The sequence below is a fragment of the Paenibacillus sp. 01T431 genome (assembly GCF_056398625.1).
On record NZ_JBFTPT010000003.1, the window covers coordinates 249,521 to 263,730 of the forward strand.

Annotated in this window: 12 protein-coding genes; 9 read left to right on the forward strand and 3 right to left on the reverse strand. The window is 45.6% G+C overall.

Annotated elements, in window-relative coordinates; genetic code table 11:
- Positions 1-35 precede the first annotated feature (35 nt).
- Entirely contained in the window at positions 36-1,103 is a 1,068-nt protein-coding gene (locus AC1DM9_RS06230) for a DUF294 nucleotidyltransferase-like domain-containing protein (protein ID WP_441881029.1), read from the forward strand.
- Between the two features lie 12 nt (positions 1,104-1,115).
- Positions 1,116-1,850: a 3'-5' exonuclease gene (locus AC1DM9_RS06235; RefSeq protein WP_076266836.1), complete on the forward strand. Its 735-nt coding sequence runs from the start codon at positions 1,116-1,118 to the stop codon at positions 1,848-1,850.
- Here the strand turns inward: AC1DM9_RS06235 and AC1DM9_RS06240 are convergent.
- Positions 1,836-2,291, reverse strand: coding sequence for a M67 family metallopeptidase (locus AC1DM9_RS06240; protein ID WP_441881030.1), 456 nt, complete (start codon positions 2,289-2,291; stop codon positions 1,836-1,838). The two genes, AC1DM9_RS06235 and AC1DM9_RS06240, sit on opposite strands and share 15 nt — an antisense overlap.
- 253 nt (positions 2,292-2,544) lie before the next feature.
- Here AC1DM9_RS06240 and AC1DM9_RS06245 point away from each other — a divergent pair, with 253 nt between their 5' ends.
- Positions 2,545-3,084, forward strand: coding sequence for a TlpA family protein disulfide reductase (locus AC1DM9_RS06245; RefSeq protein ID WP_441881031.1), 540 nt, complete (start codon positions 2,545-2,547; stop codon positions 3,082-3,084).
- 65 nt (positions 3,085-3,149) lie between these two features.
- Here AC1DM9_RS06245 and cimA read toward each other — a convergent pair whose 3' ends face one another.
- Positions 3,150-4,766: a citramalate synthase gene (gene cimA / locus AC1DM9_RS06250; RefSeq protein ID WP_076266839.1), complete on the reverse strand. Its 1,617-nt coding sequence runs from the start codon at positions 4,764-4,766 to the stop codon at positions 3,150-3,152.
- A gap of 202 nt (positions 4,767-4,968) precedes the next feature.
- On the opposite strand from cimA, the gene AC1DM9_RS06255 reads away from it, so the two are divergent.
- From AC1DM9_RS06255 to AC1DM9_RS06265, 3 genes are all read left to right on the forward strand, one after another.
- On the forward strand, positions 4,969-6,255 hold the full coding sequence (locus AC1DM9_RS06255) for a DNA polymerase IV (RefSeq protein WP_441881032.1): 1,287 nt from the start codon (positions 4,969-4,971) through the stop codon (positions 6,253-6,255).
- A gap of 56 nt (positions 6,256-6,311) precedes the next feature.
- Complete coding sequence (locus AC1DM9_RS06260; RefSeq protein WP_053376893.1) at positions 6,312-6,548, forward strand: ferredoxin; 237 nt, start codon at positions 6,312-6,314, stop codon at positions 6,546-6,548.
- A 159-nt stretch (positions 6,549-6,707) separates the two neighbouring features.
- Complete coding sequence (locus AC1DM9_RS06265; protein ID WP_477579102.1) at positions 6,708-8,102, forward strand: L,D-transpeptidase; 1,395 nt, start codon at positions 6,708-6,710, stop codon at positions 8,100-8,102.
- A 5-nt stretch (positions 8,103-8,107) separates the two neighbouring features.
- Here the strand turns inward: AC1DM9_RS06265 and AC1DM9_RS06270 are convergent, their stop codons facing one another.
- On the reverse strand, positions 8,108-8,248 hold the full coding sequence (locus AC1DM9_RS06270) for a hypothetical protein (protein WP_179089760.1): 141 nt from the start codon (positions 8,246-8,248) through the stop codon (positions 8,108-8,110).
- Positions 8,249-8,422: 174 nt separating this feature from the next.
- On the opposite strand from AC1DM9_RS06270, the gene AC1DM9_RS06275 reads away from it, so the two are divergent.
- The 3 genes from AC1DM9_RS06275 to AC1DM9_RS06285 all read left to right on the forward strand — a co-directional run bounded on the left by AC1DM9_RS06275 (position 8,423) and on the right by AC1DM9_RS06285 (position 14,189).
- Complete coding sequence (locus AC1DM9_RS06275) at positions 8,423-9,520, forward strand: quinone-dependent dihydroorotate dehydrogenase (RefSeq protein WP_477551473.1); 1,098 nt, start codon at positions 8,423-8,425, stop codon at positions 9,518-9,520.
- A gap of 17 nt (positions 9,521-9,537) precedes the next feature.
- Positions 9,538-10,341, forward strand: a complete 804-nt coding sequence (gene yjbM, locus AC1DM9_RS06280) for a GTP diphosphokinase (protein WP_076266843.1) — start codon at positions 9,538-9,540, stop codon at positions 10,339-10,341.
- A 281-nt stretch (positions 10,342-10,622) separates the two neighbouring features.
- Entirely contained in the window at positions 10,623-14,189 is a 3,567-nt protein-coding gene (locus tag AC1DM9_RS06285; protein ID WP_477579104.1) for a LamG-like jellyroll fold domain-containing protein, read from the forward strand.
- The last annotated feature ends 21 nt before the right edge of the window (positions 14,190-14,210 follow it).

Here is a 14,210-nt window from a genome sequence, read left to right on the forward strand (position 1 = left end):
TACGCGATGGACTGACCGAAAGGAGAGAGCGTCGCATGAGTGATCCGGTGCGATTGCAGCTGCTTAAGCAGATTGGTTCAGCTGATCATGTGGATAGGCTGCGAAACTTGCGGGATCAGGTTCACGAGCATATGGAGGCTCTTCTCCCAACGCGTCCAGTCGAACAATTTAATGAACAATTAAATGAGGTGCACGATGCGGTGATTCAGCGCTCGATTATCCTCGCAGAAGCGGAAATGGCACGGAGGGGGAATGGTTCTCCCCCCGTGCCTTACGCATATGTATTGTTCGGCAGCGGCGGTCGGCAAGAGCAAACTTTGTCAAGCGATCAAGACAGCGGAGTTGTCTATCAGGATCCAGTGGCTGATTCAACAGAAGTTAAGAACTATTTTTTGAATTTAAGTGCGCTCATTGTAAAAAATCTCCAAAATGTAGGTTACCCGCCTTGTGAGGGCAATGTGCTTAGCAGCAACTCCGACTGGTGTTTGTCCATTTCGGAGTGGGGCGTTAAACTGGGTGCTTGGTTTGAAGAGCCTGCTTGGGAGGCAGTGCGCTATTTGCTTATTATTGCTGATGGCCGCTGTATTTACGGTGATTATAAGCTCGTTGAACAGCTTAAAGAATTGTTTTTTATTGATATGCTTAACCACCAGATCATCCTGCAGCGGATGCTGGATAATACGCTTCGGCATAAGGTGCTGTTAGGCTTTTTTGGCCAATTGCTAAAGGAGCAGTATGGCGAGGAAGCGGGAAGCTTGGATATTAAATATGGCGCCTATATTCCTATGGTTAATTCGATTCGGCTATTATCCATACAAGAAGGCATCCGTGAAACCTCTACGCTTGAAAGAATTAGAATGCTTGTAAAGGCAGGGAAGATGTCATCAGCTGACGGGGCTATTTATGATCAAGCTTTTCGGATTTTTCTCCGGCTCCGTCTAATGACGACTGAGAAAAACGCAGATGGCTTATATGCCAACAATGGAAAGCTGTCGAGCCATAAGCTTACGAAGGAAATGACGGATGAGCTTAAGAGCGGACTGCGTCTTGGCAAGAGGCTGCAACGAACGGTTTTTAAGCAAACAATGGGCAGGTTTACGTAAGGCGGTGGAGAAATGAAGGAACAAAAAGGCGTCGGTCGCATGTGGAACCTATACAAAATGGGAGGATTTACGCCTGCCATCGCTTCTATGCTAGGCTCGCAAAATGCGCAGCAAATGGCGTTTATTCGGAATGTCAACAAAGAGCAGCGCAAGCAGTCAATGTTCGATATGCCTCTTCGAGAGCTGGAGGTCATTGTTTTTGATCTAGAGACAACGGGCTTTTATCCGAATAACGGAGATGAAATTATTTCATTTGGCGCTGTATTGTTTCGAGATGGCGAACTTGTTGAAAGTGAAACCTTCTATAGTCTCGTGAATCCTAAACGAAGAATTCCGAAAGCGATAGTCGAACTAACCGGCATTACGAATGAAATGGTACAGGATGCTCCTGATTTGATGCAGGTGCTTCATGATTTTATGGAGTTTGTCGGCAGAAGGCTGCTTATCGCTCATGCTTCCGGCCACGATAAGCAATTTCTGAACGCGGCATTGTGGAGGACGTCAAAGATTAATTTGAACCACAGAGTGCTGGACATGATGATGGTGGCCAAATGGCTCGAGCCCAATCTGGAAGGATACAGTCTCGATGATTTGCTTGAGAGCTGCTGTATTCCAATTACAGAGCGGCATCATGCTTTGCAGGATTCAATCATGACAGCAAAGCTGTGGCGGAACTATTTGACGCGTATTTTGGAACGAAATATTACGACACTCGGCGATCTGTATGCCTACTTAAGCAAGCACTAGCTGCAGTGGAATAAATGAACCTTCCGAGCGGCGATAGGGCTTAACGTCAGGCGATTTCATGTTCTCCAGTGAAACAATCCAATAGGAAAGCTCCGAAGCGGGCAGGAAACCGTCAGTATCGCTAGAAGACGGAATAGCCTTAGTACGCGGATGCGAATGAAATAAGCCGACAAGCGTTTGTCGGTTTTTTTGCATGTCATAATAAGCAGCGGTCCACTCGGTCGGGTCAAACGAGAACGAATGCATGGGATCGTTATGATTATTAGTTATGGGGATAACGATATCTATAATGGCTTCATTTTGATCAGTGGCAATGGAATGTAAGGATTGGCTGCTTGCCATAATGCCGCATGCCTCTAAAGGTTGAGCATCCGCACATATTTGAATAAGCCGCTCGTATGCCGATTTGGTTATGCATCCACGCGTTTGCTGTGATTCCAACACAATGCCTCCTTTTTTATAATGCGAATGAATTAAGTATAACGAAATAGGCTTAAGTCCGCTAACTTCAATAAGGCTGGGTATGAATAATACTTAACTTACCCATAATAGTCGTCAGAGAATAGATAAGAACCATTTCTTTAAAAATGACGTTTTGATGGCTAATTTGTCCTGTGTATTGAGCTTCTATACGGTGCATGATACCATGAAGCGATATAGGCATTTGAAAATGTGAAAAAAAGGATGGAACCTCATGAAGCGTGTCGCAGCACTATTTACGATTGCGTTGCTGTTTGCAGGATTAGCTGTATTTCAATATAAAAATGATGACTCGGATTCAGCAGCGCTAGCAGCCACTTCAGTCGATTTTAAGCCGAAAGCAGGATTTCAAGCGACAACCTTTAAACTCCCTGATCTTGATGAGAAGTCCTATGAAATAGGGGGCAAACAGGATAAACTGACCTTCGTTAATTTCTGGGCATCTTGGTGTGGCCCTTGTGAGCTGGAAGCGCCGGATCTGCAGCGGCTGCATGAGCAATACGGGGAAAAAATTTCACTCGTTGGCGTTAATGCTACGAAATTCGATAAAGAACGGGCAGCTAGAGACTTTGTCAAAGAATATGAGTTCACGTTTCCAATCTTAATGGATCGGGTGGGCGATGTGACGAAGCAGTATAAGGTAGATACGTTTCCAACAACGTTCCTTATTGACAGTGAGGGTGTCATTAGAGAGCGGATCAATGGCGTCATTCCTTATGCGGAGTGGGAACGCATGATTGAGAAATGGATGTAGTCGGCAGCAACAACAAAAAAAGAGTCGAGCAGGCGTGAACAGCCTGTTCGACTCTTTTTGTTGTTTTAATGATTGACAAGGCCCATGCGATCGTGAGGATCAACTAACGTGCTGTCAACCTTTACCATGTTAAGCAGGGCATAACGAATGCTGTCTACGAGAGCTTCCCAGCTTGCTTCGATAACGTTGTTCGATACGCCAACTGTGCTCCACGTATTGTTTAGTCCAGTCGACTCGATTAGAACTCGCACCTTAGCTGCTGTAGCGTCCTTCTCGTCGATTACACGGACTTTATAATCGGATAGATGGATATCAACGATTTCCGGATAAAACTGCACCAGCGCCTTGCGCAGGGCGTTATCGAGGGCGTTGACAGGTCCGTTGCCTTCAGCAGCCATATAAACTTGCTGGCCGCCAACGTTGATTTTTACAATCGCTTCTGAAATCATTTGGCCGTTTGTTTTTTCTACGAGCATTTTGAAGGATTCAACCTTGAACAATTCTTTTACTTCACTGCCGAATGCTTCACGAAGCAGCAGCTCCATGGAAGCGTCGGCGCCTTCAAATTGATAGCCTTGATGCTCGAGCTCTTTAATTTGATCCATAATGAGCTTTGTTTTCTCATTATTTGCGTTGACATCAAGTCCAAGCTCTTTCGCCTTGGATATGATATTGCTTTGTCCTGCGAGCTCAGAGACTAGAATACGCTGCTTGTTGCCAACAAGCTCTGGTTGAATATGCTCATAGGTTTTGGAATCCTTCATAATGGCGGAGACATGAATGCCGCCTTTGTGAGCAAATGCGGCATTGCCGACATAAGCTTGACCAACAGGCATGTGGACATTCGCAATTTCACTGATATATCGAGCAGTACTCGTCAATGTGCGAAGCTTATCCTCTGGCAAAACGTCATAATTCATTTTGATTTGTAAGTTAGGGATGATGGAGCATAGGTTCGCGTTCCCGCAGCGCTCGCCGTAGCCGTTAATCGTGCCTTGTACTTGACGTGCTCCGGCTTCGATTGCTGCTAAAGAGTTTGCGACAGCCAGCTCACAGTCATTATGTGTATGAATGCCGATAGGAGCCGTTAGCTCCTGCTTCACGCGTGAAACGATTTCATGGATTTCACTAGGCAATGTGCCGCCGTTCGTATCGCATAGGACGAGCCAGTTGGCGCCAGCCTCCTGTGCTTTCTTCAAAACAGCAATGGCATACTCCGGATTGTTCTTGTAGCCATCGAAAAAATGCTCGGCATCGAACAAGGCTTCCATTTGATTCTGCTTTAGAAAAGCAATGGAATCAAAAATCATCGACATGTTTTCTTCTAAAGTCGTTTGCAGGGCTGTATGTACATGGAAATCCCATGACTTGCCTACAAGCGTAGCGGCCGGAACACCGGACTCCACGATGCGAACAAGGCTGGCATCCTGCTCTGCCAAACTGTTTTTGCGACGAGTGCTGCCGAAGGCAGTAATTTTGGCGCTTAAATTGAAAGCTTTGATCCGCTGAAAAAACTCAATATCCTTACTGTTGCTTCCAGGATTTCCGCCTTCAATATAATGAACGCCCAACGTGTCGAGCTTCTGGGCAATTTTTAATTTGTCATCTGCCGACAGGCTGATCCCTTCACCTTGAGTACCGTCACGCAGCGTCGTATCGAATATAGATATGTTTTTTGTCATTAACGGGACGCCTCCTTCACTGAATGCCTTTTCAAATCATAATTTAGTATTATAACACTTGTCGCCTTGAAAGTAGAGGGGGCAAAAGGAATTTTTGTCAGCTCACGCGTGCTTCGTTGACTTGACCCTATTGGAATTGTATGCTTGGGTGGATAAGCTTATGTAGGCTTATGGCTTAGGTTAGGCGGTGTGTTGCGCGATTATGACGAATACGAATGAGTTCTATCCGGCTAAGGGCCGAGTTATCATTCATTTAGATATGAATGCTTTTTATTGTTCCGTACATGAGGCTGAGGAGCCGGAGAAATATAAGGACAAACCAACTGCGGTGTCCGGCAGCGTTGAGCAGCGAAAGGGCATCCTCGTCACTTGTTCTTATGCAGCACGGAGCAGAGGGATAAAGACGGGAATGACAGTCAGACAGGCACTAACACTTTGTCCTGAGCTTATATTAATCAAACCGGACTTTTCATTATACCGCAAATATTCACATGGCTTTATGGCAATCGCTAGACAATATACGCCGCTCGTTGAGTCTGTTTCGATTGACGAATGTTATATGGACATTACCGGTTCGAAAATGTTCGGCTCGCCGCTTGATATTGCGGCTTCGCTGCAGCAGCGGATCAAGTCTGAGTGGTCTCTTCCTTGTTCAATTGGTTTAGCTCCAAATAAGCTGCTTGCAAAGATGGCATCCGACATGAAAAAACCAAACGGGCTGACTGTGCTGCGGATTCGTGATGTGCAAAAGGTGCTTTGGGATAAGCCGTGCGATCATTTGTTTGGCATCGGCAAAAAAACGGCTGATAAGCTTAGCAAGCTGAATATTCGGACGATTGGCCAGTTGGCGGCATCGGAAGAAACGATGCTGAATAAGCATTTTGGCGTAGTTGGCTCTTGGATGAAATCAGCTGCCCATGGACTAGATTATTCTGAAGTTAACCCAAATCGGGAACGGAACAAATCGATCGGTCATACGACCACGCTTCCAAGCGATATTACATCGCGGGACGACGTTTTCCGGGTGCTGCTTAATTTGGCGGATCAGACAGGTCGCAGGCTGCGAAGGCAGAAGATGGTCGCAACCACGGTTCAAATCACAATACGCAAGCCGGATATGACGACGATTGCCCGCTCCCACACCCTTGCAGCACCTACGGAATCGAGTGAAGATTTCTATAGGGAGGCTTGCAAGCTATATGACCGGCATTGGAAGGAAGGCGAACCGATTCGGCTGCTTGGCATAACGCTCCAGAACCTCACTTTGCTTGCCGAAACTGCCTTGCAGCTTGATTTGTTCAGCTACGAGAAACAGCCGAGAAAAGAAGCATTGACTAAAGCGATGGATCAGCTCCGCGACAAGTATGGAGAGGATGCTGTTTTGACGGCAGGAATGCTTGGTGATGATCCTTCAACCTTAATTAGGAATAAACGAATTCGCGGTACATCCTTGCAAAAGGACGATAGTTTGTTATATATTGATGAATGAAGCTTGACTGTACAGAGACGAGATTATTCCGTTTATTTATTTGGGAGGGGATTTCCATGGGTAAGTTTACTTGGGTTGAAAAAGATACGTGCATCGCTTGTGGAGCTTGCGGAGCAACTGCTCCTGACATTTATGATTATGATGACGAAGGTCTTGCAGAAGTTATTTATAAAGCTGACGGTAATACAGGCAACACTGAAATTCCTGAAGATTTGTTCGATGATTTGCAGGATGCAGCTGACGGCTGTCCGACAGATTCAATCAAAATTGCAGACGTTCCTTTTAATTACTAATTTTTGAGTGATGATAAAAAAGTTCCTCCTCGCTGGCCTATGCAGCGGTGAGGAGCTTTTTTTGTATATGCAGCAATAACAGAAATGGACTCGGGATTACAATCAAACTCCCTGCCTGCCGATATAGAGGATATATACCACATGTCGGGAGGATGGGGGATGGACTCTCCGGAAGATATTTTTTATTTGAAGCAATTTGTAAAGCAGCACCCTGATAACCAAATGGGATGGTATTTGTTAGGCAAGCAATACAAGCTCGCTGGCAAGGAGGGCAAAGCGAATTATTGCTTCCTGCAAGCTGGTGAAGTATACGATGCCTTCGAGCATGAAAGTCATCCGTTATCGGAAAATCAATTGCAGCTGCTTAAAGATTGGGATTTGCAGCAAAAGAAAAAAAGACGAGCTCGCAAATTAGGAGCATTAGCTCTATTGTTCCTGCTCGTTGCAGTGTTTGCTCCAGCTAGCACTTCCGTATTCAAGGAAAGGCCAGAGCAGCCCGAGCCTATTGCCTTAGTTGAAGTGAATCCAATTGGCGTTGTGTTTATACCGCGTAAAGAACGAAATCCAGTCGGCAGCGCATGGAACAGTCTCATTGCAGCCGGCAAGCAAGCACCTCTTCATACCATTGCAGCTCGCCTTGAGGAAGATGAGGGCTGGCGGAAATGGACAGGGAACACTAGACTGCTCATGTCTATAGAAAAGGAAAACGGAAGCAGTAAGCTGGATGTAACGATGTATGACCGCCTTACCTGCGAGTGTGAGCCTTCTGAGGCGAGCTCGGCAGCAGCACAATATAAAGAATGGAGCGTGCAGCAAGAGACGCACTGGACGCTTGCAAGCGGCATCTATCAATATGAGAAAAAATATAAAAAGTGGCCGGAGCAACTGGATGATCTCATTCAATCTTATCCGAACAATGTTCTTTCCGGGGAACGCAGCGGTATGCGCTCTATGTTTCCTGCTGTATTGCGAAAGCTGAAAGCCGCGCAAGCACAAAAAAACAGTTCAATTCAAGAGCAAGAGCAAGCAGCAGGAAATCAGCAGCAAGAGGAAACTGAAAAAAGAACGAGTCCGATAGTAGGCACAAATGGAATTTTGGATAAACAGTGGAGCCAGCCGCTAGAGGTCGTGGTAGATAAAGCGAGTTATCGGCTTGCTGTTATTCAAGGGGATATCATTGTGCGCAGCTATAAGGTGGGCCTCGGAGGCGATGCAACGCCTGAGGGAAGCTTCTACATAAGTGAAAAGGTTAGAAATCCGAATGGGCGTGACGATGGAAACTTCGGAAGCCGAGGAATGACATTATCGAATACGCTGTACGCGATTCATGGAACGGATGAACCCGGCAGTATTGGCAAGGACGAATCACTTGGCTGTATCCGCATGGGTAAAGCTGATGTGGAGGAGTTGTTTGATATGGTGCCGCTAGGAACGGTTGTCAAAATAAAAAATGGGACGCTTCCGTCTAAGGTGCAGCAGCCAGCAGAACGCTTTCAGCTGGAGCCGCTCCAAAACGAAACCAATCCCTTGAAAATCTATAAATGGTTGACGTAGACCGCTTACGAAGTGAAAATAAGAAGCAGCGCGACAGCTACAACAACTACGCCGACGATTGAACCAATCCATACAAGCGCTTTTTTGTTTACTTCATCCTTCGGTTTCGCTTTTATTGTAGCCGGTCTTCTTTTTGGTGAACTCATCGTCAATCAACCTCTCTATTTCATAGTAATAAATAATATGATCTCATTGTAATCGTTTTCTAGACAAGCCGCAATACAATGGAAGCTTGCACCTTGCGTGCAGGCTCTTTTCTTTTTGCTGCAAAAAAGATAAACTGTCAGATAGAGCATACATCTAAGATCGGAGTGAGTAAGTTGATTTATTCTTCAATTTTAAAACCTATTTTTTTTCGAATGGATCCTGAGAGGGCCCATCATCTTGTGATTGACGGCTTAGCTGCCGGCGGTGTAGTTCCAGGGCTGAATGGTCTGATGAATGCGATGTATGGCGTAGCAAAGTCGCCTGAGCTTGCTACAGAACTATTCGGACTGCAATTCCCGCACCCTGTCGGACTTGCTGCTGGACTTGATAAGAACGGCAAAGCCGCGGACGGTTTCTCAAGCATAGGTTTTGGTTTTGCTGAGGTAGGAACGGTAACGCCAAAAGGACAAGCAGGCAATGAGCAGCCGCGATTGTTCCGCCTCCCATCAGACAAAGCGCTTATTAATCGGATGGGCTTTAACAATGATGGCACAGCGGCAATGGCAGAGAAGCTGTCACGCCGCAAAATAAATAGAATCCCGATAGCGGTTAACATTGGCAAAAACAAGATAACGCCAAATGAACTTGCCCATGAGGACTATCAGACCTGCATACGCGAATTGTATACATACGGCGACTTTTTTGTCGTCAATATCAGCTCTCCGAACACCCCGGATTTGCGTGATTTGCAGCATGGTGAAGAACTGAGAAATTTACTTGCCGCTGTAAAAAAGGAAATAAACACGCAAGCGGCGAAAACAGGAGCAAAAGCAAAACCTGTTCTCGTCAAAATTGCGCCTGACATGACAGATGAACAGCTGGAGCTTACCGTTGCGACTATTATGGAAAGCGGAGTCTCAGGTATAATTGCAACAAACACAACATTATCGCGCCAAGGCCTTCAGCATTCGAATGCTGGCGAAGCGGGCGGGCTCAGCGGCAAGCCGCTGCGAGATCGTTCAACGGAGGTCATTCGGGCGGTATATCGCCAAACCGGGGGCAAGCTGCCCATTATTGGCTCGGGCGGCATTTTTACAGCACAAGACGCATACGATAAAATCCGCGCGGGAGCTTCACTTGTAGAAATCTACACGGCGCTTATTTACAAAGGGCCTGGAGTGCTGCGAGAGCTAACGAGTGGATTGAAGGAATGTTTACGCAAAGATGGCTACCGCAATATTGCCGAAGCAGTTGGTGCAGATCACGTTTAAGAACAGGAGGCGGCCGGATGGACGGTAGAGACTGGAATCTTTTTTTACAGCCTTATGAACAAGCGGTTGAAGAACTTAAAGTGAAATTTAAAACGATGCGGGTCGAACTGAAGATACGAGAAGCTTACGCGCCGATAGAATTCGTCACCGGCCGGGTTAAGCGAATTTCTAGTATTCTGGAAAAGGCCAAGCGTCTCAAAGTCCCCTCGGATCAATTGGATACGGGTATAGAGGACATTGCAGGTATTCGCATTATGTGCCAGTTTGTGGATGATATTCACCGCGTAGCTGGCTTGATTCGCACGCGTAAAGATCTTTCCCTTGTATATGAGAAGGATTATATTACGAATTTCAAAGACAGCGGCTACCGAAGCTACCATATGATTGTTGAATATCCGGTTCAAACAGCACTAGGATACAAAATCGTGTTGGCTGAAATTCAAATACGGACGTTAGCGATGAATTTTTGGGCGACAATCGAGCATTCATTAAACTACAAGTTTAAAGAAAGCTTGCCTGAGGATGTGCGTGAGCGGTTGAAGAAAGCGGCTGAAGCCGCATCACAGCTGGATACAGAAATGACCAGCATACGCAAAGAGATTTTGGATGCGCAGACCGAGTTCGAGGAGCAGTCCAATGTGGTCTCGAAGGTGCTTAAAGGCATTCAAGATTTGTATTTTTATAATCGGGTTCGTGAAGCTGCTCAATTTCAAATGAAATTTAACGAGAAATTTGAAAAAGAGGACTATCATGAGCTTAATCAGCTTTCGCTTGATATTCAAACAGCCATTGGGAAAGCTAAGAAAGCAAACCAAAGCTAGCATAAAAGCAGGCGTAAAACCAATGTGAATTGGATTTAGGATAGTTAGGCAAAATGAACATTGAAGACGACTTTCACTCCATTATAGAGTGAGAAGTCGTCTTTTTTTGTTGTCCAAGGGAGGTGGCGCCATTCCATCATTTACAATAAACAAACGTTAAAATGACTTCTGTTTAACAATACAACCAATCAAAACATATATAATGCACATGAAACAAGAAATTTAAAGGAGTGATTGATTTGTTTTTTAAGTGGAGGAGAAGTTTAGCGGTTTTCATAGTTATGGCTGTTTTATGTTCCAATGCACAAGGGTTCATTCGATCAGCAAGCGCTGCTGATGGTGCGGTACTAGCACCTGAAGCATCTGTCGCTGGAGGACGTTACGAGGCTGCGATAGCGGTTGTATTAAGCTCTAAAACAAGTGATGCTAGCATTTACTACACACTTGACGGAACGCTGCCTAACGAGAAAAGCAAAAAAGCTGACAATAATCCAATCACGATTGCCAAAACCACAAACCTTAGCGCGATTGCGATAAAGGATGGCGTGGCGAGCAATGCGGTAACGTTTGGCTACATGATTAAAACAAGTGAAAAGCCGCTGCTGCAGTTTGTAGCGATGTCAGACGTTCATGTAGGCTCGCGCACGACAGGCGATCCAAGATATGAAAGCTATTTCGATACTATCGCATCGATCTTCCCAAATCCTGATGCCATCCTAGTTGTGGGTGATATGATCAACGATAACGGGGGAGACAAACCGAACGATCATCAAATGGTAAGGGAAATTTTCCAAGCGAATCTAGCTAGAAAAAATATGACCAATACAAAGATGCATGTTGCAATGGGAAATCATGACGCGACAGTTGCAAAAGTGAATGAGCATTATCCAGCGGATTGGTTCACATCACAAGCCAACGGCTATTATGAAACTCAAATCGGCGGTTATTATTTTTTCTTCTTGAACGGAAACAACTACAACTCGGATACAGGCCAGCGCAATTGGCTTAAGGGCAGATTGGCAGAAATTACGGCTGATCCATTAAACAAAAATAAACCGATCTTTGTAGGCATTCATCAGCCGATCACAGGAACGGTAATGGATGGACAGCAGGCGTCCAATCCGAACCTAAACAGTGATCTGGCGGGTTACCCGCAGGTTATTACGTTGTCGGGGCACTCCCATCTGACCAACAGCGATGAACGCTCTATTTTCCAGAAGGATTATACGGCTCTGAATCTTGGCTCGATGTCGTACATTGAAGCAGAGCATGGCTACTCTGCTGTAACGAATGCAGGGCTTGTCAGCCGCTTTGAATTTCCGGTATCTCAGGCTGATTTTATTGAAGTGTATGCGGATCGGATTGAAGTGGATAGAATTGCTTTTAATGCAGATCCAGCAGATATTATGGATGATTGGACACCGGTTCCCCCATTCAACAGCGTCGGTACAATTGCTGGCGAGAAATGGGTTATTGAACTGAAAGGCAGCACGATTCAAGAGATCAAAAGCAATTTCAAGTATACGAGTGCAAATCGCAATAAAATAGCACCACAATTTCCTGCTGAGACGGATCTGAAAGTGACGGATCTGGATGGCACGCCTAAGCTGAGCTTCAATCAAGCGAAGGATGACCAAAACATGCATCATTACGAGCTGACGCTAACGAACAAAAGGACGGGTACGACCGCAAAATCGGTTAATGTGTTCTCCGACTATTTCTTTACGCCGATCCCGAATGCGATGACGATTCCCCTGGACGGACTTGATCCACAAACGACCTATACTGCGGTCATTTATGCCGTTGACAGCTACGGGAACAAGTCTAGCGCGATCCAGCATACATTCCGTACGGGAGGCACGCTGCCTGAGCTTACGCCGATTGATCCTGAAACGATGTGGAAGGACCTTGTCGTTGATATGAAGTTTGACGACAACTTAAACGATGATGCGAGCGGCGTGACGGGTTCGGCTGTATCACGCGGAAGCGTTGCGTACGTGCAGGGCAAATCGAATAAAGCAGCTTACATTCCGGCAGGCAATGCGAATTATATTGATCTGGGCAGCCGCAGCGATCTGAAGTTTGGCAGTGGCAGCTTTACGGTATCGTTCTGGCATACAGGCAATTTATCTGGTGATCAGACGGTCATTTCGAATAAAAACTGGAACAGCGGCAAAAACGTCGGTTGGTATATCGGACCTGCTGTAGCCAATGCAATGACGTTAAACATTGCAGACGGCACGAACCGAATGGATACTTCGGCGGGTAGTGTAGGAAGTGAATGGCATTTGCTCACGGTCACCGTCGACCGAGCAAATCAAGTTGGCAAAGTGTATGTCGATGGGGTGGAGAAGGCCTCTAAAGAAATGACTGCACTTGGCACGAGCAGTATAGACACAGCATTTAATACGATTATTGGCGCGGATGGCAACAAAGGGAACGGCGGTGCCAATGTTACGATGGACGATTTGAAAATTTGGAAACGGACGCTCACTGCAACGGAGATCAAGGCTTTATCTGATTCCTACAAAATCATTCCTGCCTATACGTATGAGCAGCTTAACAAGTTGAAGGTTGATGCTTCGGCCTTTGATGCTGCCAGTGAAAGTGTAGTAGGCGTCACCTATTCCGCTGCCAAGCTGATGGAGCTTCGTTCTGCTTTAAGCAGTGCATCGGCGCTTACTCCTGAAAGCCCAGTTAACGAAATCGATGAAGCTTATGTGAATCTTATGCTCGCTTTGGAAGCGGCAAAGGAATCTGTGACTTATCAGTTCCTATCGAAATCGGCATTTGCAATCGAATCATTCAGCTCTTATGCGGATAATGAAGATGCATTTGCATCAAATATTCTTGATGGTGATTCGGCGACCATCTGGCACTCCAAATGGGAGGCACCTGCGGCAGATTTCCCTCATTGGGTTATTATTGATTCAAAGAATAGCCATAGCTTGAGCGGCATTCAAAGAACAAGCAGAATGAATCAAACTGCGCTGGAATTTCCGAAAGACTTTGAGGTATACGCATCTGATCGCTTGTCAGATCTAAGTGACGCGGCGTTCCTTGCGAATGAAGCCAATAAAGCGACAGGCACCTTTGGCAAATCGTGGACAGGCAGTACGTATAAAGACTTTACACCGCTTAACAAAACGATTTCCGGCAGATATATCAAATTTGTTGTAAAGAGCACTTATAATGCAGCAGGCACCTTTACGAGCATGAGTGAAATTGATTTTACAGGTACCGTGAAGGACAAGCAGACGGAAAAAGCCAGCTTAAAAGGTGAAACAAAAGTAACAGTGGGTGGTTCCATTGCGCTTACTTACGGTCTAGAAAACGTAGTGGGTCCCGTTATGGCAGAGGACATTACGATTGAATATGATCCTTCCAAGTTAACCTTTGTTTCGGCAGTATCCATGGATGAAACTAAATTTTTGATCCCAGAAACGAAGGATAAGGATGGACAAGTAAGATTGATTGCAGTCCATTTGAATGAAGCGCAGACGAATGCGAATGGGGATTGGATGAAGCTCACATTCCAAGCTAAGGCAGGAGCTTTGGCAGGCCCAACTCAAATTACAGTGAAAAAAGCAGTATTATCCGACAGTGTGGAAGAAGTAACGATAGCCGGCGATTCGCATACACTTGAGGTTATTAATATCCCTGGCGATTATAACAATGATGAGAAGGTAAGCATCGTTGACTTAGCAATCCTCGTAAAATCATATGGTGCGAAGGAAGGCGACAGCAACTGGAATGCAGTTAAATCTGGGGATTTGAACAACGACAAGGTCATTGATATTCTCGATCTCGTATTAATGGCCAAATTAATCGTTGATTGGAGCAAATAAGAAAGAATAAGTAAATAAAGC

Excerpts from the sequence above, each read along its gene's own strand:
- AC1DM9_RS06235 (WP_076266836.1), top strand. The coding sequence starts at position 1,116 with ATGAAGGAACAAAAAGGCGTCGGTCGCATGTGGAACCTATACAAAATG.
- yjbM (WP_076266843.1), top strand. The coding sequence starts at position 9,538 with ATGGACGGTAGAGACTGGAATCTTTTTTTACAGCCTTATGAACAAGCG.
- AC1DM9_RS06265 (WP_477579102.1), top strand. The coding sequence starts at position 6,708 with ATGGACTCTCCGGAAGATATTTTTTATTTGAAGCAATTTGTAAAGCAG.
- AC1DM9_RS06285 (WP_477579104.1), top strand. The coding sequence starts at position 10,623 with ATGGCTGTTTTATGTTCCAATGCACAAGGGTTCATTCGATCAGCAAGC.
- AC1DM9_RS06255 (WP_441881032.1), top strand. The coding sequence starts at position 4,969 with ATGACGAATACGAATGAGTTCTATCCGGCTAAGGGCCGAGTTATCATT.
- AC1DM9_RS06270 (WP_179089760.1), bottom strand. The coding sequence starts at position 8,248 with ATGAGTTCACCAAAAAGAAGACCGGCTACAATAAAAGCGAAACCGAAG.
- cimA (WP_076266839.1), bottom strand. The coding sequence starts at position 4,766 with ATGACAAAAAACATATCTATATTCGATACGACGCTGCGTGACGGTACT.
- AC1DM9_RS06245 (WP_441881031.1), top strand. The coding sequence starts at position 2,545 with ATGAAGCGTGTCGCAGCACTATTTACGATTGCGTTGCTGTTTGCAGGA.
- AC1DM9_RS06230 (WP_441881029.1), top strand. The coding sequence starts at position 36 with ATGAGTGATCCGGTGCGATTGCAGCTGCTTAAGCAGATTGGTTCAGCT.
- AC1DM9_RS06260 (WP_053376893.1), top strand. The coding sequence starts at position 6,312 with ATGGGTAAGTTTACTTGGGTTGAAAAAGATACGTGCATCGCTTGTGGA.